The following is a 22,105-nucleotide window of genomic DNA, read 5'->3' as shown; positions in this document are numbered from 1 at the left end:
ACATCTCTTAATTTTTTCACTTCACAGATTTTACCATATCTAGTATTTTCATAATTAACTCGCCCACGATGTCAGCTTGATGTAGTAAAAACATATGACCACCATTAACTGTTAGAAAATGAACCTCATTGCCCCATTCTACCCACTTCTTAGCCCCTTTTACTGTATAATTAGAGTCTGTTGTTCCACTAATAATATATAGAGGCGCTTTCAACAATGTTGTGTCATCATTTATATAATTCTCAATGGCACGAAAGTCTGATCGAATAACTGGAAGGATATAGTTTAAAAGCTCCTGATGTTGTAATACTTCATCCGGTAATCCTCCCAAAGACTTTATATAATCTATAAAGTCTTTATCATCTAAATGATTTGTTTTTCTTCTTATTTCCGGTGGATTCATAGCAGAGATAATAACATTTTTAGGATTTATGCCCTTACTTTCTAAAATTTGAGCCATACGGTGAACTATAATTCCTCCCATGCTATGGCCAAATAATGTAACCTCTCCCTCTAAAATTGGTTGCATCTCCATTAAATATAAATTAACAAGATCATCTATGTTATCAACTAGTGGAGAAAGATTAGGACCATGGCCTGGAGGATCAAATGAAATAAGTTTTATATCTTTCGGTAAATAATTCTTTAAAGGTAAAAAAGAATTCGAATAGCCCCCAGCATAAGGAACACAAACCAAATATTTGTTACTATTCAATCCTGGCGATAAATCTTTCATTAATTTTCTCAAGTGACTTCTCCTTTATTAAATAAAATTTTCATCAAATAGTTGTTTAATCAAACAAATTATCAATTTCTTCATCACTAAGGTTTAAGGTTTCAAAATCTGATGAAGTAAATTCTTTTGTTTGCATTTGACAACAGGATTGGATATATGTCTGTAGTCGTTCTAGATAATCTGAAAATAAATTTTCTACAAAATTCTTTTGAAAATGACTTGTACTAAATGTCACATGAATTTCTAAGCTTTTATTCTTAACCATGGCCACAATATCCAATAATGCAGTAATATGATTATCTTTTGATTGTTCACTGCCACTTTGATAATCAACAATAGTAAACCATCCATCCCCGAGAGAATTATCTATCTCTCCTAAATAGTTAAAACGAATTATATTTTGAGTTAAATCTTTGCAAGAAGGAAACTTCTCTTTAAGAATTCCATATCCAATTCCCTTATTAGGTCTTTTACGAACCTCTTCTTTAACACTCTTTATTTGATTAGCAATATTATGCGAAACTTTTAATACAATAGGATACATCGTTGTAAACCACCCTACTGTACGTGAAATATCAAGATGCTCAAATAATTCCTCTCGACCATGACCTTCTAACTCAAATTTAATTTGATCTTGGTTTGTATATTTACCTAAATTTTCTGTCAATACAGCAAGTAACAACTCCATTGGTTGTGTATTGTAAGGCACATTTGCAGTAGTTAATAGTTTTCTTGTATCATCTGCATTCAATGTAAAGGTAAGAGTCGTACAACTTTCAACAGTACTATTTTCTTTTTCTTTATTAATTTGAAAATTATTATCTAGCGTGTTATCTATGGATTCCCAATAATCTAATTCAGCATGTACTAAATTAACTCCTCGACTATTTAAAGCTTCAGACCAATCTTGGAAAGAGTTAGTTTTTAATGGTAGCGATGGAACTTCTCCTAAATACAAGCTATTCAAACATCGGTTTGCATCTTCAATTAAAATACGCCAGGACACAGCATCAACAATAAGGTGGTGTGCAGTTAATAATAACAACTGTTGATCATTTGAAAGCTGGAATAAGGCCCCTTTAAATAATGGTCCTACATTCAAATTTAAACTTCCTTTTAACTCTTGACCTTTTATATGAACCTGATTCAAAGCCATTTCAATTGGAATTTCAGACAAATCAAACATGGTAACCTTAGAATCAACAATGGACATATCTTCGTCATAATAGAAGTAATCCTGCTTATCCTCATACCTTAACCGTAACAAATCATGATGATGCATGATCGTATTTAACATCTTATTAACATATTCTTCTTTAACCGGCTTCTTCAAAGACAGTAATACCGATTGATTCCAATGATGCGGGTTCTTAAACTGTTGATCAAGGAACCAACGCATAATAGGAGTAGGCTCTACCTTTCCTGTTACCAATGTTTGTGAGACTGTAACATCTTTTTGTTTAACTAACATTGCTGCCAATTCACTTACAACTGGATAATTTAGTACATCTTTAACTCTAACTTTCCATCCCAGTTCTTGTAATCTAGCGCTCACTTGGATCGCTTTAATAGAATCTCCACCTAAATGATAAAAATTACTATGCAATTCGATTCTATCAGTCTGTAATATTTCCTTGAGAACTTCACTAACCATTCCAGTAACATCTTCATCTACTTCTTCTAAATGAGTATGATTAGAACCGTTATTTAACATCGGATCTGGCAACGCTTGACGATCTACCTTTCCATTGATAGTAAGCGGTAGCTGATCCATATAGATAAAAAATGAAGGAATCATATAACTTGGTAGCATATGCGAAATAAAACTGCGTATTTCTATATTTTGAACACTGTCTTTCAAAACAATGTAAGCAACTAGATGATTTGAATTATCCTCACCTTGCCAATTCACCACTACTACATCTTTAACAGACTTGTGTTGTAACAGTGCATTCTCAACTTCCCCTATTTCAATACGATATCCTTTAACTTTCACTTGAGAATCCATCCGTCCTTGATACTCAATTAATCCATTTGGCAACATGACAGCTAAGTCACCACTTCGATACATCTTCTCACTCGAAATAAATGGATTGGATAAAAAACGTTGCGCTGTTAAATCCGGACGATTTAAATAACCTTTAGCTACCCCATCACCCGATATATAAATTTCTCCTTTTACACCAATAGGAACCGGCTGAAGATTCTTATCCAATAAATATATTTGAACATTATCAGCTGGTGTACCAATTGGTACGGATGCTCTTCGATCTAGATCTGGATCATAACGATGAATCATACATCCAACCACAGTTTCAGTTGGTCCATATTCATTAATTATTTCAACTTTACCGCTAAAAAGATCATATATCTTTTCGGCTACTGAGGTTTTCAAATCCTCTCCACCCACAATCAATCTGCGAAGAGATGAAACTCTTGGGGGTGAATAGTTATTTAACAATGCTAAATGTGAAGGCGTAACTTTCAACACTGTTACTACATTTTCCTTGAGTATTTTTGACAAAATAAACTCATCTTCATTATCATGATATATTACTAACAATAAACCACTTATTAAAGGAGTGAATATTGAAGTTACTGTTAAATCAAAAGAAACGGATGAATATAATGCAAAAACATCATTTTCACTACTAATATAGTTCTTTTTAGCCCAGGAAATATAGTTAACCAATCCACATTGAGTGATTACAGTTCCTTTAGGATTCCCCGTGGTTCCAGAGGTATAAATTATATATATTGGATCATTTGGTGCATTTACTAGGTTTAGATTGGCATTATCTCCTTCATAAAGTTTCTGATCACATATATTAATTTTCTTACCTAAATATTCTAAATTACCCTCATTTGTATAGTCAGTTAAAAGTAATGTTGTGCCGCTATCATTCAAAATATAACGAATTCGGTCCTCTGGGTAGGAAGGATCTATAGGCAAATATGTACCTCCAGCCTTAATAACTCCCCAAATTGCAATTACTATCTCAAGTGAATGTTTAGCTAGTATACCCACGACTTGACCATTTTTGACTCCTTTTTCTCGTAACTTTCTTGCTAACTGATTAGATTTCTTATTTAATTCAAGATAAGTCATTGATCTATCAGCATGTTGAATTGCTATTTTTTCTGGTGTCTGTTTTACTTGTTCTTCAAATAATTCTTGAATAGTTTTTTCTTTCGGATACACAACAGCTGTATTGTTAAATTTCTCTAACATAAACTTTTGCTCATCATCCGATAACAAAGATAATTCTTTTACCGATTGATCTTCATTACGTAAAACTTGTTCTATTAAAGCTAAAAACCTCTCATGCATACAATTGATTTGATCTTCTTCAAAATCCGCGACTTTATAATCATATTGAATTTCTAAACCTTCATCTGCCCATTCCTTAATAACTAACTGCAATGAATAGGCTTGGTAACCACTGTAAAACTCCACGTTTTCTAAAGAAAATCCATCAATAGTATTTTTAAGTTTTGTATTATAGTAATTCACACTATATTGAAATAAACCATCGTATCCTTTACTAGTCAATTGCAAGTCTTTTACCAATAAGTTATAAGGATAACGCTGGTGAAATAGACATTGTTTTATTTCATGATTTACTCTTTTAATGAAAGATAGAACACTCTCATCTTCATCCACATTTAACCGTAACGGCATTGTGCTAGTAAACATACCCACTATTTTCTTTTCTAGTACGCCGGAACGATTTAGTACAGGAGATCCAATAATTATGTCTGATTGATCATACATTTTATGAATATAAATAAGCATAAAGGTTGAAAATAATGTATTCATAGATATTCTATGTTTTTGTATAAAAGACTGTAGTGCAACCGATTTTTCTTTTTCAATTAAAAATATCTTTCGTTTCCCTTCTAGAGAATGAGATGTTTTTGATAAAAAGAAATCTGGCAGATTCATAAATTTCTCATTCCAATAATTCTTATTTTTTACGTATCGAGGGGATTCCAGATATTTCTCCTCTGCTTGTAAATAAGATAAATAAGTAGATTCAACCGTATCATTTATATGGTCATCATTCTTTAACTTAGAGTAAAAATCGATAATTTGACTCGTCATAAGTTGGATTGTCCAACCATCAGCTATAATATGATGAAACTTAACAAAATAGGAGCTTTCTACATCACTTATTTTCAAGAGCACAAATTCAAACAGAGGGCCTCCTTCAAGTGGAATTTGTTTTTGAAATTCATCCTGGGCCCATTTTCTAGCTTCTAAACTTGGATTATGATGATTAGAAAAATCAATTAAACGTATTGGTGTAGGTTCAAATGGTGATATATATTGGTGGGGTTCTCTATGTTGTTGAAAAATCCGTAGACGTAAACCATCATTTTTCTTAATGAATAATTGAATTGCTTTTTCTAAAATTGTAAAATTAATTTCCCCATTAATAAGAACCATCCCTCCGATGTTATACATAGATGTGTTTGGATAAATTTGTTCATTATACCAAACTCTTTTTTGTGGATGCGTAAGAGAATGCTTTACAATTGTTTGTTGCATATTTCCACTTCCCCTCTATCCACATCCGTTGGTGTTTCCGGAAATTGTATATTAATATAGTGAGGATAAGGATTTATATTCTCAAGATTATGTTCTAAAATTAATATTCCATTTTCGTTGCTAGTTTCCTTAAATCCAGCTAATCGGTACGTAACAAACATCATACGGTTACGGTCAGTCTGTCGAAACTCAGCCAAAAAGCGTTTACCTGCCTGTTTTGTTCTTTCCATTAGATATGTGAGGAGTATAGTACCAACGCCACGTGACATTACACGACAAGACATGAGAAGAAGTTTTAGGCAGTCGGCTTCCTCCGTCCTTTTTACAAGTGTTAAACCAATCTTCCCATAGGAGCCATATTTATCTGATAACTCACATACTAATAATAAATAATCTGGATGATTACGATAATAGTTTAATTCATCATAATCATAGGTAATACCAGTCGAATTTAATTGATTCGTACGTACTGTTAACTCCTCTGCACGCTGCAAATCTTCCTCACGAGCCTCACTAATCACAAAATTCATCCCAAGTGAAGCTAAAAACTCTTCTTTTGGGCCTTCATATTCTTCTTCATCCTTCGTTCTCTTAAGATTTTCTAAATACATCAGTCTTCGACGACGTGAGTCTTCTGTAATTCTTTTTGGTTGTAGTCGTGGCAAGTCTAATAACGACTTATATTCATTTACATGTATACACAGGATATCATTGTGAACACTCTGTACTTCCTCTAATTCAAAAGGTTGGTCATCAATGAACGCAAAAGTATCAATACCTATGTTTAAATTTTTACTAATTTTCTCAATGGAACTAGATTTAGAGTTCCAATGAATCTCCGGATATAAAAAGTACTCTTCTATTCCAAATTCCCGTAATTTAGCTATTGCATCTTCGTAATTATTTTTACTAGCAACTGATTGCAGTATTCCACGTCGATCTAATTCACATATAATTTCATAAATTCCAGGTTTTAAAGTAACTGTGCCACTCTCTAATAAAACACCATCCCAAATTGTACAATCTAAGTCCCAAACAACACATTTAATTTCCTTACTCATGATAATGCCTCCTTTGTTTTATTCATTTTCACAGTTCCCATCTCCATCACTATAAGCTTATCTGCTAAATGAAAATATTGATCGTCGTGAGTAATAGCAATAATACATTTACCCTTCGCTCGCATTTGAGGTAACAATTCTTCATAAAAGAAGCGTCTATAACCAGGATCTTGATCCGCTGCCCATTCATCAAATAAAAGTATAGGTCGATCTTCCAAATACGTAACCAGCAATGCCAACCTTTTCTTTTGTCCAGTTGATAGTTGCGTAGTAGTAAAACGCCCATTCTCAATGCCAACCTTGTCACTCAGTTGGAGAAGTTCTAAATAATGATCGATTTCTGCTTTCATTCCTTCTGTATTAATTCCATATAGCCTATCAAAAACATGAAAATCACTAAGGATAGCTGAATAGTATTGATTCAATTCCTCTGGAGCTATTTCTTTTCCATTTAATAAAACGTTACCTTCATTAGGTTCATATAACCCAGTAATCAGTTTTGATAAAGTAGATTTTCCACTCCCATTACCACCAGCAATAAAGACTATTTCTCCAGAATTAAACTCCATGTCTATTGGACCAATACCAAAACCAGTAAAATCTCCATCTTTATTCTTATACTTATAACTTACATTTTGTAGCTGCAAACAAATTGGCACATCTAAGTACTCTTTTGTTGTCGCGATTTGCTCATTTGCCTTTATATGATCTACACTCTTCACCATTTGTTGAATACGTTGCCAAGAAATACGTACATTTACGAGCTGAGGGATACCGCCCAGTATTTCATTAACTGGACCTGTCATATACAGAAAAACAATTACATAGTTACTTATCGTCTCTTTTGGCATATTAACAAAAATTTCTGGAAATACGAAAACTACAATACCAATAACAAAAATGAATAATAGTTCTCCCAGAACAAACACATTTGCAAATTTAATATCTCCTATCGTTCGTTTAACACGATAGTTATTACAGCTTTCATTCATAACTTCTCGAAAATCGTTTCGTTTTCCAGTATGAAGCCTAAGCTCTTTGAAACCATGCCTTAGATCACCAATCAAACGAAAATATACATTCTGAATATCTCTTGTTTCATTCCAAACTTTATCTGCTTGTCGTCCGATCAGAGAATATACCCCTGCAGTAATAAAGATGATACACAAGGATAGTAAAAAGGCATACATATTCATTACACCAAGATAGAGAAAACAAAACAGTAACGTTAATAAACTTGTTCCAGCAGTAACTAATAGATTGAGAGAACGAGAGATAACTTCCGTATCGTTATTTAATGTCGCCTCTATTCGGCCCTTCTCAATCAACTCCAATTTATAATAAGGAGTCTGTAACAACTTATCTGTTAATTCCATCCTTTTTTCATAAACTAGCTCGTTTGTATACGATACAATGCTAGTTCTAATAATACGTTGTGAAAAGACATACATAACGATTCCAAGTACAAAGTAAAACAACAAGCCATTTTCCAAATTATTTGATCTAACAAACGTTTCATTAATCACAAAAATGAGAAAGGCATTACCAAATCCTGATATTAATCCCAAAACAATTAAAGTCAAAAGCGACTTTCCCTTTTGTCTTGGAAAACAAAGATTTAAGAATGTATGGATAACATAGGCCAAACCCACCCCAGCAATTGCATATATTGCAAGTACAACAGTTGAAGGAGCCCAAACTTTTATAAATGCCCACGGAAGCCCTCCAAACAAGAGATTTGGTAGTTGATAAAGTGCATAAATCATTAGCCCATATATCGCAACAACTAATACCATATGTAACCATGTTTTTCCCGTTGGTAATATAAATTTTCTTTTTCTAAAAATAATCTCTCTGATTAAATGAAATAACATGACCAATAACGTTAGTAAACACAAAGATGAGATCACAAATAAGGCTGTTCCTATTTGATCTGTTTTCTTATATTCATCATAGAGTAACGGTTTAACTTCTTTATCTATCATCATATTTAAAAGACTGCTACCGATATAGTAAGTGTAATTACTATTCAGATTTGCTAATACTACGACCCCTATCTGTTCCTCATCACGGAAACCAATATACGATGAATAATTTGGGTTACTTCCACCATGTGAAATTTCCCCTCCACCACTTTGATAGACCTCCCATCCAGCTGCATATGAAGCTCCATTGCTATCTGGGGCAACCTTTCTATTCGCTTTATGAGAATCGTTAATCAATTCCTCCGGAAACGTCCTAGGCTTTTCAACCCCAAGCTGTAATTTTAACCATTTTTCCATATCATTTATATTTGAAATAAAATATCCAGCCGGTGTATTCCCCCTATAATTAGGAGCGTCATAGGGTAATGATTGTAAGAAATTACGCTTGTAACCTTGAGCCATGTTATCTAATGGGACCATCTCACGTCCAGCGTATGTACTCAATAAATCCAACTTTGATAGCACATGGTCTTGAACATATTTTTCAAATGATTGATTAGTTGCCTTCTCGATTACTAAGCCTAATAGATCGTAGTTAACCGTAGAATATTCAAAACTGCTACCCGGCTCTCGGTTTAGTCCTATTGGCATAACATTTCTAATCGTTTTCTCAATAGAATCTTTGCCATTGGTTATAGGAATATATCCAATGGCCTTTTCCGGTATTCCACTAGTATGGTGTAATAAGTCATAAAGTGTAATTTCATAAGGTTTGCCTTTATACTCCATTTCAAACCATGAAACATATTTAGTTAAAGAATCACTAAGTTTGATTTTCCCTTCTTTTTCTAGCTGCAATACAGCTAATGCCGTAAAAGCTTTTGAAGTAGAACCTAGCTCGAAAAGCGTCTCATTCGTAACTTGACGTTTTTTGTCTGTATCGGCATAGCCATAATTCTTCTTATAAATCGTTTCGTTTCCTTTTACAATTACGACTGAAAGTCCAGGAATACCCGCTTGAGATATTTGTTCTTCTATATGCTTCTGTATTTTCTTCTCATTAAACTGTACCGTTTCCTGTGCTTCCACCTGTCGATAAGGGAGTACTATTAAAGTCATTAAAATGATAAACTTCAACCATATGTTTAACTTCATATTTTTAGCCCTCTTTTAGTTAACTTGGATTAACTTTTCAATTTTCTTTTTAAATGGTTGCACAACATTTTGACCAATACGTTCAATTTCATGCTCACTAATCTGAGAAGTAATAAGAAAATAATTTACCCCTATTTCCCAAAAATCAGTTAACGTCGAGATGACTTCCTCATAGCTACCAACTATAGAAATTGAATTAGATGGGTTAACTAAACTTAGACCTCCCCAAAGATGATCATCTATCCACATACTATCTTTTGTAATTAAATCTTTGTATCGGCGAAGTCCAACAGAATCTGCATTATCTAAAAATAGCTTAGTCATCCTCTTTAAGGCTGCTGGTGTTCTCTCAAGTAATTCATATGCTTCTTCATATGCTTCTTCCGAAGTCTCACGAGCAATGATGTCTACTAAAATAGCACCTGGAATTTTCTCGCGCCCATATTGCTTAGCGTAATTATTAACTGTTTGATAGTGTTCTCTAAGACTTTTGCGGTCTGTTGCATAAAGTATATAAGCATCACCATACTCTGCAGCTATTCTCATTGCCTCCTCGGAGGACCCCGCTACAAAGTAGCGGGCACTTCGAGAGAGATCTTCCTTTGGATAAATATCACTATTTTCTACTTGATAAAACTCACCTTTATAGCTAGTTACTCCTCGTCTTAATTGTTGTAACAGCTCAATATATTCTTTTGTCCTAGCATATCGAACATGATGCGGTTCTGGTAATCCATCACGTGCAAGGACAAGCGAGGCACTACCAGTTACAATGTTAATATCTGCACGATTACCAATTAAACTATTTAAAGTATTCAATGCTTTTGCTGTTACGGTAGGAAGCATCTGGTTTGTATTTTGCGCAACCAAAATCTTTACAAACTCCGTATTCATTCCAATCATAGACGCTGCTATCATTGGATCAACAGAAGTTGGTGCAATCGAAACCAATACCGAGTCAAAGTTATTCTTCTCAGCTCTTTTAGCTTGATTAACATATTCCTCTAGAAGTTCTTTTGTTTGTGGCGTTGGAATAACAGGTAATCCCCAGCAAAACTCAACTTTTGACGGAACTACTTCTTTATTAATCATGTTGTTCCCCTCCCTTTACTACTTTCTACTTTTTAAAGCAGATAATGTATTTTTCATAACCGATTTCGCTTTCAATAACTCTTTTTTATTTGTTAAATTGTTATTTACTTCTTGATTACTTAAATATTTAGCAAGAGATTTAATTGACGTATGCTCATAAAGAACAACTATAGGTAAGTCTCGTTTAAAGGCCTCTTTTAATTTCACATTAATACGAACAAGATCTAAAGAACTCATTCCTAGATCGAAGAAATTATCGTAAATTCCTATTTCTTCGATTCCAAACATATCTTTTAATAATTCGTATAATTGTTGTTCAATTTCATTAGTTGGTGGTCTATACGTTGTGGAAACATCTGAACGATTCTGCTTTAATCTATTCTTACTTCCTTTTTCCAATAGTTCATTATAATAGTTGGCACCATTTAAAAGTTTCCAATGTAAATCTATTGGAGAAACCACAACTTGTTGTTGATTTCTATTGATAATACTACGGAATACTTTTAAGCCCTCTTCTACAGTTACACCATCATGTAATACACTTTCCATATCCATATTAAATTGCTTTGCCCATATTTCAGCAGACTTAAGTGACATACCCACCTCTTGCCAATCTGGCCAGTTAATAGCTACAGTGAACACTCCATCATGAGCCCGCTTATAAAATGCAAATGCATCTAAAAATTCATTCGCTGCATTATAACCACTCTGACCAAATTTCATATGATACGCCACATTACCAATTGATGAACATAGTACGAAGAAATCAATTGGTTCATCTTTTAATAAAGCATCGAGCACTAGTGTACCTTTAATTTTCGGAGCTAAAATTTTATTATTAGATTCTTTTTCACGATTCATCATAATACCTAGATAATCAGCGACACCTGCTGCATGAATTACGCCATTAATAGAACCAAAGCGAGATTTAGCCTTTTCAATTGCCTGTTTCATATCATCTTGATTGGAAACATCTGCACTTAGGATCATGTATTCTGCACCTTGAGACTCCATTGTTAACAAATCAGAAATAACTCGGCTTACACGCTCGTCTTTATTTTCTAGGTACTGTTCCCATTGATTACGAGGTGGGAACTCTGAGCGGCCAATCAATATAAGTTTGACATTTGGTACTCTATTAGCTAAATCTTTTGCAATTTCAAATCCAATTCCACCAAGTCCACCAGTAATTAGATAGACGCCACTCTCTCGTAATCTATCAATTTCTACATCTTCTTCCTCAAAAGGACTTTGAATAATCGTTTGCGCCCATCGATGACGTCCTCGATAAGCTACAACTATATCAGTAGAATCCACAAAACTCTCCATTAAACCCGCTTCCTCAAACATTTGCTGAGAATCTGTATCCATATCAATGGTACGACATTTTATATTTTGAAACTCAAGATTGCATATTTTTGAAAAGCCTAGAATTGTAGCTTGCTCTGGTTTTAAATTCAGCTCTGTACCTGTAACTTCAAACATACGGTCAGTAAAGATATTTAACTGTAATGCTCCCTCATAATTAATTTTCCCAATTGCTTGTGCAATATAAAGTAACGAATAATATCCTTCATCCATTGACCGTTCAATTCTCTCTTGATTGAGAATAACCTCATTAACTGGATTAAAGCTCCAAGCATGTATAATCTTATTTGGTAATAAATCTTTTTGTTCTAATTCTGAAAATAGCATTTCATAATGCATTTTTTGAGATGGACATATCGCATATAAACTGTCGGATTTTTCAGAGAAAATACCACCTGTTTTAACTTCAATTACATCATGACCTTCTCTTTTTAATTTTTCTATCAGTCGATTGAATCGATTTAGATGATCATTGAAAATAAGCCACTTATATTTTTGTTCTTTCTTTATTTGTATAGATTTTAATGTTTTGCGTTCCCAAGAAGGCAAATAAAACCAGTCTTTAATATTAGCCTGTTTATTATGGCCTCTTGTTTCCTGAGTTAAACTCTGAGATTGAATATTAAAAAATGGATCAGCTTTAAATCGTTTTTTCATGAAAGGATACGTTGGTAAATCTAATAAACTTTTATTCTCACTGTTATTAAAAGTATTCCAATTTATAGTTCCACCTTGCATCCATAACCGTCCCATTTGCTTGCATAAATGCTCGAAGTCATTTGATTTATCCAGAGGATGACGTAACATGTTTAAAGCCAATTGATCTTTACTCCTATTTAAATGTTTTAATACAAAAGTTGATAATGCATTACCTGGGCCAATCTCAAGGCAAATTACATTTTTTAAATGAAAAATTTCAGATAATCCCTTTGAAAATTGAACAGTACTTCGTAGATGCTGTGCCCAATAAGAAGGTGATGTGGCTTGATTTGCTGTAATCATTTCACCTGTAACATTAGATATATAAGGTATTTTAGGACTTGATAATTTTATATTTCCTACAGCTTGCTCAAATGAATCTAGAACTTCATCCATCATTCGAGAATGGAAAGCATGCGAAGTAAATAGACGCGTTGTCTTTACTCCATGATTTAAAAGTAATTCCTCAATTTTATTGATTGAAAGTACAGTACCAGAAATTACTGAATGTTGAGAGGAATTTACAGCTGCTATATCTACATCATCTGTTATATAGGTTTGTAATTCTTCAACAGATAAATTTACACTTAGCATAGCGCCTTCTGGTACGCTATTCATTAACTTCCCTCTAATCATTACTAAATGTAATGCATCTTCATAAGACATTACTTCTGCTAAACAAGCTGCTACAAACTCACCAATACTATGGCCAAACATGACCCTTGGATAAACTCCCCAATTCATTAGAAGCTTTGCTAATGCATATTCAATAATGAATAGTAGAGGTTGCGTCATTGAAGTTCTATTTAACTGTTCAGTTGCTTTATCCTCTGTCTCCTTTGTAGGATACAAAATATTTTTCATTTCTATATCTAGCCAATTTGAGAGTAAGGCTAAACCTTGATCAACGTGTTCACGAAATACAGGTTCATTTTCATATAAATCTCTACCCATATTGATATACTGTGATCCTTGCCCTGAAAAAAGAAAGGCTAAAGGTCTACTCTCCATTGCGTTTGTTTTCTCTAGTCCCGTATCACCAAGTTTTTCTATGGCACCCTCTATTCCATTAGCAACTACTGCAGTTCTATATGGAAATTCACGACGACCTTTTTGTAATGTATAAGCTGTATCAGATAGTGATATCTCTGGATTCTCCTTCAAATGCAATAATAGATCGTTAGTAGCTTTATCTAAAGATTCCTCTGTTTTTGCTGAAACAGTTAATAAGTTCCAAGATTGTTTTTCAAAATTCTTAGCATTGTCAGGAACAGACTCTAACACTATATGTGCATTAGTTCCACCCATCCCAAACGAACTAACACCCGCTCTTCTTACCTCTTCTTTCCATGGGATAAGTTCCGTATTTACACGAAACGGATTTTTCCCAAAATCAATGCTAGGGTTTGGGTTATTATAATGAAGGCTCGGCGGAATTTTCTTGTTTTTCAAAGCTAAGACCGTCTTTATAAATCCTCCAACTCCTGCTGCAGCATCTAAATGTCCAATGTTCGTCTTCACTGATCCAATTAAAACTCTACCTGGTTCTTGCTTACCAAAAGCTAACTTCAATGCTTCTACTTCTATAGGATCACCTAGTTGCGTACCAGTACCATGAGTTTCTATATATGAGATTTCTTCAGGCTTAACACCAGCTATTTCATGAGCTGATTTTATAACAGCAGCTTGTCCATCCACCCCTGGCGCTGTAAATCCAGCCTTATTGGACCCATCATTGTTTACTGCAGCTCCTTTAATAACTCCATGTATTAAATTCCCATCTCGAAGAGCGTCCTCTAACCTTTTCAGTACTACAATACCAGCACCATTTCCACCTACTGTTCCTTGCGCATCCTTATCAAAAGCTCGACAATGTCCATCTGGTGAGAAAATCATACCATCTTCATATAAATATCCTGTTTTTGTTGGATAAGTTATACTTACTCCCCCGGCCAAGGCTATATCGCATCGTCCATCGATAAGATCTGCCCATGCGTTTTGAATAGCAACTAAGGAGGTAGAACAAGCAGTTTGTACTGTAATCGCTGGTCCTTTTAGATTTAATTTATAAGCCAATCGAGTAGCAAAGAAATCTTTTTCGTTTAACAACATTGCTTGGAAATCTTCTAATGTATTAGAAGATTCACTAGCAATAGAACGAAGCCAGTGGAAATTTGGTGATCCTCCAACATAAACTCCTGTATTCATATGAGAAGAATTAACCTCACCTGCTTGTTCTAGTGCTTCCCATGCGCATTCATGAAGTATACGCAGTTGTGGATCCATCATTTCAGCTTCTTTTAGACTGTAATCAAAAAATTCATTGTCAAATGCATCTACATCTTCTAAATACCCTTTAGATTTTATATAATTAGGTTTTTGAATCACTTCTTTTGGTATGCCCATCTCACTAAGTTCTTCATCTGTAAATGTACGAATGGATTCTATCCCTTGTTCTAAATTTGACCAGAATTGCTTAAGATTAGAAGCGCCTGGCATACGAACCGCCATACCAACCACTGCTACATCATTTTTATTCATAGATAAAAGATTTTCTTTCTTAACTTCTTCAGGTTGGTGTTCCATAGCATTATCACTTCTAAAGTAGGAAGCTTGATCTTGAACCGTTGGGTATCGGAATAACATAGGCATTGTAAGTTCTTTTTCAAACTTGCTTCGTAAACGAGAGAACAATCGAACCATTTTTAAGGAGTTCCCTCCAACATCAAAGAAATTATCATACAACCCTACTTTTTCTACCCCCAAAACTTCCTTCCAAACATCAGCTACCGTTGTTTCAAGCTCATCTAGTAAATCATTTGGTTGTACTAACTTAGTAGGCTTAGGTAAAGCACGACGATTAACTTTTCCATTCGTAGTTAATGGCATTTCACTTAAAAGCACAAAATACATAGGTATCATATACGAAGGTATTTTGTCAGTAAGATAATAACGTAATTCATTTTGAGATATATCTTGATCAGTTAGTATATAAGCACACAGTTCTTGCTCCTCTCCAAAAGCAATAGATAAAACTACCGCTTCCTTCACATCCGCATGCTGTTGTAAATGATGTTCTATTTCTCCTGTTTCGATTCGATAACCACGTATCTTCACTTGATGATCACTACGACCTATATACTCCATCTCACCATTTTCAAGAATACGAACTAAATCTCCTGATCTATATAATCTTTCACTTGGATTATATGGATTCTGTATAAAACGTTCACTGTTTAGTTCAGGACGATTTAGATATCCCCGCGCAACTCCATGTCCTCCAACATAAAGTTCCCCTTGCATTCCCTTAGGTGTAGGATTCATATCTTTGTCAAATACATAGCACGAATACGTAGGAAGAGGCACGCCTATAGCACTAAGATTACTGTGCATTTCTTTTTCTCCAATTTCCTTATAAGTAACATGTACTGTCGTCTCAGTTATTCCATACATATTTACTATGACCGTATTAGGTGAACGCTTAAACCAACTTTGCAGTAAACCTGGCTTCAACATTTCCCCTCCAAATGTAATTAACCTAATTTTAAAAGCAAGTTTAGGCATCTCTTCAACTACTTGTTGAAAAACATAGAATGCAGATGGAGTTTGATTCAATACCGTTACTCCCTCATCTGCAATCAACTGAGCAAGTTTATACGTATCACGGATTGTTTCTTTTGTTGCCAGGACAAGACGTCCACCATAAGTAAGTGATCCAAATATCTCCCAAACTGACATATCAAAACAGAAAGAATGAAATAGTAACCACACATCATTACTAGAGAATTTAAATTTATTTGGTTGATGCATGACAAGTTGTATTACATTACGATGTTCAATCATAACCCCTTTAGGACGTCCTGTTGTTCCAGAAGTATAAATGACATATGCTAAATTATTTGGGGCAACATCTACTCTCTCGAAATCTTGCATCGATGTCTTATTAAGTTCTTCAATAAAAAGTATTGTGCTATCAAATTTAACTATATCTTCAAATAAATTTGAGGTTATTATTACATTTGACCCACTATCTTGAAGAATAAAATCAATTCGTTCCTGCGGATAATCAGGATCAATTGGAACATAAGCCCCACCTGCTTTTAAAATACCAAGTAAAGAGATAATCATATTAAATGAGTAATCCAACATTACAGCTACTGGAGAATCTAAAGTTACACCTTCTTTTAGAAGAGCAAATGCCACTTTATCCGCACGCTCATTCAACTCTCCATAAGTCATCTCACTATTCTCAAATGTAAGTGCCACTCTCTCAGGATGCTTTTCAGCTTGCATCTCAATTAATTGATGAAGTGTTGTGTGTGGGAATGTAGCACTTTGATTTTGACCACCTTGAAGCAAAAACTTTTCTTCTGCCTCATCTAACATCTTAAGAGTTTGTATTGGTTGTCCTTCATCTAAAAGCATTGAATCTAATAGTTGTATAAAATGGTTAGTTATACTGGTAATAATGGATTCATCAAATAGATCTTCAGGCCACATCATTGCAAGTTTAATAGAATCGAAACACTCTATTGAGACGGTTAAATCATAGTTGGTCATTTCATTTACTTCATAACCTGAAATTCTTACACTTTCATCAATTTCTTTCAGCTTTTCTATATCAAGAGGATAATTCTCAACTACCATAATAGTGTCAAATGACACGTTTAAATCAACAATTGGAGTCGTTTCATATTCAGTTCTTCTTTGGACATCACTTTGAATTCTTTGTAAAAGATCTGAAACAGTCATTCTCCCATCAGCACTTACACGAAGTGGTGGTGTATTTATAAATAAACCTACCATGTCACTCAGACCGTGCATTGGAATTGAACGCCCGGATACTGTTGTACCGAATATTACGTCCTCTGAATTTTTGTACCTTTGTAGTAATAGACCCCAGGCTGTATAGAATAATGTAGCCAATGTTACACCTTGATTACTTGCAAAACTTCGAAATCTATCACTTCGCTCTTTATCTATCTCTTTTACATATGTTTTTGCTTTTTTTAGTTGATTAGAATTTTTATTGGATAAATTTATTTGTTCAGTTAATTCATTTAAATATTGTTCCCAAAAAAGCTTTTGTTTTGATTTATCTTGTTTTTGTTGCCATAGTATATATTCTTTAAATTTCTTTTTATTTTTAGATGATGGTACATCTCCCTTTATTAACTCTCGATATACCTTAATAAACTCTTGTAAAATAATACTATTACTCCAACCATCAAACAAAATATGATGATGACGTAAAACCATTTCATATTCGCCTTCGTTCAAGTGGCACAGTTCGATAGAAAAGGGAACTGTTTGTAAATCAAAGCTTTCTGTATCATTAGAGACTTTACCATCACTATATATAATGTTCGGAGTATGCTCTTTTAGTATAAGTTGTACAGGTTGTTTAACTTTTTCCCATCGAAAAATTGTACGCAGCATTTCATTTTCCCGCGTTACATAATTCCACGCCTCTTCAAACTTTGGAATATTAATTTTTCCAGTTAAACAAAGTCGAAGTTCTTCATGATATAGCTTTCCTTCGGGTTCTTTCAAATAATGATAAAGAATACCTTCCTGCACTGGTGTAAGGGCGATTACATCTTCAATATCTTCTTTATGAATCTTTACTGCTTTCCTCATTAACAGAACCTCCTACAAGTGTGGTATGGTGTGAATATTTATCGGAACCTAATAAGGCAAGTGCTTTTCTATCTATCTTTCCGCTATCCGTTAATGGCATTTCATTTACACGTACAAAACTGTTAGGTATCATATAATCTGGTAAAAATAAGCGTAGATATTTTTTTAACCTCTCTAACTCAATATCATTTTCTGACTCATAGAAAGCTATTAACTTAACTACCATCTCAGATTCTTGTCTTACAATTACCGCACATTGTAAAACTCCTTCACAAGACATTAAACACGATTCTATTTCCCCTAACTCAATACGAAGCCCATTAACTTTAACTTGAAAATCAATTCTTCCATGAAACTCAATATTCCCATCCGATCTTATTAAAGCTAAGTCACCGGTTTTATATATACGGGTATCAAGGGAATATTGTACAAACTTTTCTGCCGTTAATTGCGGCCTATTTACATATCCACGTGCTAATCCTATACCTGAGATACATAATTCTCCTATATGGCCTTCCGGAAGTTTATTACCATATTTATCAACAACAAACATCTCAATATTCTTAATTGGTCGCCCTATTGGAACGCTCCCTTCTTTAATCTCATGTGTCGGACAATCATAAGCAGTCACATCAATGGTTGCTTCAGTAGGCCCGTACAGATTAGTAAGAAGTGTACCATTAGAGAAATTTAGCAGCTTGTTAAAACGGTTTACATGTTGAGACAGTAGTGCCTCACCACTAACAAATACTTGTTTCAACGATTTTATTCGGTTAGTTTCACCTGTCACATCAAGATAGTGTAAAAATGCACTTAACATAGATGGTACAAAATGCATAATTGTCACGTCATTACTTTCAGTTGTCTCAATAATAGCCTGTGGAAACTTCTCCATCCCCGGCGCAAGAATACATACTTTGGCTCCAACTATGGCCCACCAGAACATCTCCCATACGGATACATCAAATGTATAAGGGGTCTTTTGTAATATAGTATCCTTTGAACTAATTGGATAAGCCTCTTGCATCCACTCAATTCGATTTATTAAGGCCGAATGCTCAATCATAACACCCTTAGGTTTCCCGGTTGAACCGGAAGTGTATATTACGTACACAAGATCAGAGGGTTTGTTAATACACTCTAGATTTTCACCCTTTCCTTCATAGGAAATCGAATCTAAAGCCAACATATCAGCTTTCAAACTATCTTGAAAACGATGTAGAATTTGCTTTTGCGTAAGTATTAATTTAGCACCGCTATCTTCTATAATGAATTGTAATCGTGATGATGGATGATTCGGGGAAAGCGGAAGATATGCTCCGCCCGCTTTCAATATCCCGAAAATTCCGACAACCATTTCGATAGATCGCTCTACCATAATACCTACAACTGTATCTGGACCAACTCCACCTTCACGTAAAAGACGAGCTAATTGGTTACTTTTTTCATTTAATTCCTTATAGGTTAATGTTTCTTTTTTAAAGATAACAGCAACCTCATCTGGCGTACGGACTACTTGTTCTTCAAACAGCTTTTGTATACATGTACTCATCCGGGTTGTATCACTCCTTTAGTTACAGGTATTTTTTCAATGGCACGTTTCGCTTTTTTAGCAAATCCCTTACCAAGTAATAACTGATGAATCTGATTACTCCCCTCAACGATCTCCATTGTTTTAGAATCTCTAAAGCACCTTGATATTGAATAATTATCATTACAACCAAGTGCTCCCATAATCTGTACAGCATTCGTTGAATGCCTTGTACCTGAGCGCGATGCAAAATATTTTGCAATCATAATCTTTTCAGTAGCATCAGCTCGATGTTCATTTTTGGCCTTACAAGCTTCTAAACTAAGGAGTATAGAAGCTTCTAAATCTACTCCCATATCCGTAACCATATGTGAAATCATGCCATGATCAATTAGAGAGTTACCAAATGCGCTTCTATGTAATACATGATTCCCACAGATTTCTAAACAAGTACGTAATACACCAAGAGCAGCAAAGGCAATTGAAATACGTCCAAATTCTAAAGCATACGGTGCAAGGTAAGTAAAAGCAAATCCTGGTCTACCAATGATATTTTCTAAAGGTATTTCTACATTATTGAATTCAATTTCTGCCAAATATGCAGCTTTAAATCCAAGCATGTCTCTTATATGAGTAACATTTACACCCACACTATCTTTTGGTACTAAACAGGCAATTGGTTGTTCACCATTTAGTTTTCCAAATACCAAAAACACATCAGCAGCTGCACCAAAAGTGATCCACTTCTTCACTCCATTAAGTATTAATTTATCCCCGTGTTGATCGAAGTTCGTTTTAATCATATTTAAATCTGATCCTGCTCCAGGTTCAGTAAGAGCTAATGCAGCTATTTGATTACCAGATGCAAGTAATGGTAACCACTGATTTTTTTGATTTTCTGTTCCCCATTTTAAAATCGTTTCTGTTACCATCGTATGGACATTAAATAATCCCGAAAGAGAGACACTACCTCTTGCTATTGCTTCAGTAAATAACCCATACGTTACATAATCCCATTCTAATCCACCATACTCCGCTGGAAGTGTTCCACCTAAATAACCATTTTTAGCACAAGTCTGTATTATGTCTGATGGAATGCCCTGTTCAATCTCCCACCTATTAGCGTGAGGTTCTATATTTTCACAAACAAAATCCAAAAAATTCTGATACATTTTATATTGAGATGGCTCTAAGTATTGTTTCATGTCCATTACCGAACCATTTGCTTATTTCTTATAAAATTACCAATAGAATTTACAGACTTATAGTTATCCATATCTAAGTCATCCATAGTTACCTTTATAGCAAATTCTTTTTCAAGAAAAGTCATCAATTGGATTGCAAACAAAGAATTAACTAATCCTTCTTCAAAAATCTCAGTATCATCATTAAATTCAATACCTACATGATCTTGAATATACATATGAATAATTTGTTCTAAATTTTTATCTTGCATTTTATACACCCCTATTTTTAATTTTAATAAGCGTAAAAACCTTTACCACTCTTTCTACCACATTCACCTGCATCTACCATCTTTTTAAGTAATGGACAACATCTAAACTTTGGATCTTGATATTCCTCATAAAGTACATTTAATGAATGTAATACTGTATCTAACCCAATTAAATCTGCTGTTTCTAATGGACCCATTGTGTGTCCAAAGCATTTTTTAAATATATCATCTACCTGTTTAGGTGTTGCTACACCATCCATTACAACCCAAGCTGATTCATTCATGAATAAGTGGGAGATACGGTTAGAAACAAAACCAGTCTGATCATTAACAACAATTGCATCTTTATCTAATTGTTTGAGGAAAGATTGAGCTTTCTCGACCGTTTCATCTGAAGTTAAATGCCCTCTAATAACTTCTATAGATGGTTTCATATATACCGGATTCATAAAATGCATTCCTATTATTTTATCAGGACGCTTTGTTACTCCTCCTACTTTTGTTATTGAGATACAAGACGTATTGACTCCGAAAATTGTATCCTTTTTACATATCTCATCTAATCTTCTATAGATCGGCTCTTTAATTTGCCAGTTTTCTGGAACATTTTCTACTATATAATCACATTCGGCCACTTCATCAAGATTAGTAGAGCTACTTATTAACGAAAGTACTTCTTCCTTATGCATTCTAGGAAATGCTTTATTAATCAGAGGAGCAAAGCGAACTGTCTCTAATATTTTCTCTTCCGCTTTGTTCAACTGCTCTTCTGTAACATCAATTAATACCGTTTCTAGACCATGCAGCACTAAATCTACTGCCATGCCGATCCCCATTGTTCCAGCACCTACAATACCAATTTTCTTGAACATTTATCCATCATCGCTCCC

At 34.3% G+C, this 22,105-nt stretch carries 10 protein-coding genes; all 10 read right to left on the bottom strand.

Going from position 1 to position 22,105, the window contains the following annotated elements; all coding sequences use genetic code 11:
* Positions 1-16: 16 nt before the first annotated feature.
* From MRP26_RS20145 to MRP26_RS20100, 10 genes are read right to left on the bottom strand one after another with little or no spacing between them, the layout of a single operon-like run.
* On the bottom strand, positions 17-748 hold the full coding sequence (locus tag MRP26_RS20145; RefSeq protein ID WP_242806719.1) for a thioesterase II family protein: 732 nt from the start codon (positions 746-748) through the stop codon (positions 17-19).
* A 43-nt stretch (positions 749-791) separates the two neighbouring features.
* Positions 792-5,288: an amino acid adenylation domain-containing protein gene (locus MRP26_RS20140; protein WP_242806717.1), complete on the bottom strand. Its 4,497-nt coding sequence runs from the start codon at positions 5,286-5,288 to the stop codon at positions 792-794.
* Positions 5,270-6,349, bottom strand: a complete 1,080-nt coding sequence (locus MRP26_RS20135) for an HAD-IIIC family phosphatase (RefSeq protein WP_000031546.1) — start codon at positions 6,347-6,349, stop codon at positions 5,270-5,272. The genes MRP26_RS20140 and MRP26_RS20135 overlap by 19 nt, the downstream gene beginning before the upstream one ends.
* On the bottom strand, positions 6,346-9,429 hold the full coding sequence (locus MRP26_RS20130; protein WP_197241175.1) for a cyclic peptide export ABC transporter: 3,084 nt from the start codon (positions 9,427-9,429) through the stop codon (positions 6,346-6,348). The genes MRP26_RS20135 and MRP26_RS20130 overlap by 4 nt, the downstream gene beginning before the upstream one ends.
* Before the next feature lie 15 nt (positions 9,430-9,444).
* Entirely contained in the window at positions 9,445-10,521 is a 1,077-nt protein-coding gene (locus tag MRP26_RS20125) for an LLM class flavin-dependent oxidoreductase (protein ID WP_242806715.1), read from the bottom strand.
* 18 nt (positions 10,522-10,539) lie between these two features.
* Complete coding sequence (locus MRP26_RS20120) at positions 10,540-18,228, bottom strand: non-ribosomal peptide synthetase/type I polyketide synthase (protein ID WP_242806714.1); 7,689 nt, start codon at positions 18,226-18,228, stop codon at positions 10,540-10,542.
* On the bottom strand, positions 18,203-19,780 hold the full coding sequence (gene zmaJ, locus MRP26_RS20115) for a zwittermicin A synthase ZmaJ (protein ID WP_242806710.1): 1,578 nt from the start codon (positions 19,778-19,780) through the stop codon (positions 18,203-18,205). The genes MRP26_RS20120 and zmaJ overlap by 26 nt, the downstream gene beginning before the upstream one ends.
* A complete protein-coding gene (locus tag MRP26_RS20110; RefSeq protein ID WP_197241171.1) occupies positions 19,777-20,970 on the bottom strand; it encodes an acyl-CoA dehydrogenase family protein in 1,194 nt (397 codons plus the stop codon). The genes zmaJ and MRP26_RS20110 overlap by 4 nt, the downstream gene beginning before the upstream one ends.
* The gene (locus MRP26_RS20105) at positions 20,970-21,215 is read right to left on the bottom strand and encodes an acyl carrier protein (protein WP_001152970.1); all 246 of its coding nucleotides are present in this window, start codon (positions 21,213-21,215) and stop codon (positions 20,970-20,972) included. Before MRP26_RS20105 ends, MRP26_RS20110 begins: the two co-directional genes overlap by 1 nt.
* 23 nt (positions 21,216-21,238) lie before the next feature.
* A complete protein-coding gene (locus tag MRP26_RS20100; RefSeq protein ID WP_197241170.1) occupies positions 21,239-22,087 on the bottom strand; it encodes a 3-hydroxyacyl-CoA dehydrogenase family protein in 849 nt (282 codons plus the stop codon).
* Between the last annotated feature and the right edge of the window lie 18 nt (positions 22,088-22,105).

Origin of the sequence: Bacillus sp. CCB-MMP212, from assembly GCF_022748145.1 — a bacterium.
Classification (GTDB): domain Bacteria; phylum Bacillota; class Bacilli; order Bacillales; family Bacillaceae_G; genus Bacillus_A; species Bacillus_A cereus.
Note: the sequence above shows the minus strand (reverse complement) of the source record. Positions and strands in the feature narration are given on the sequence as shown.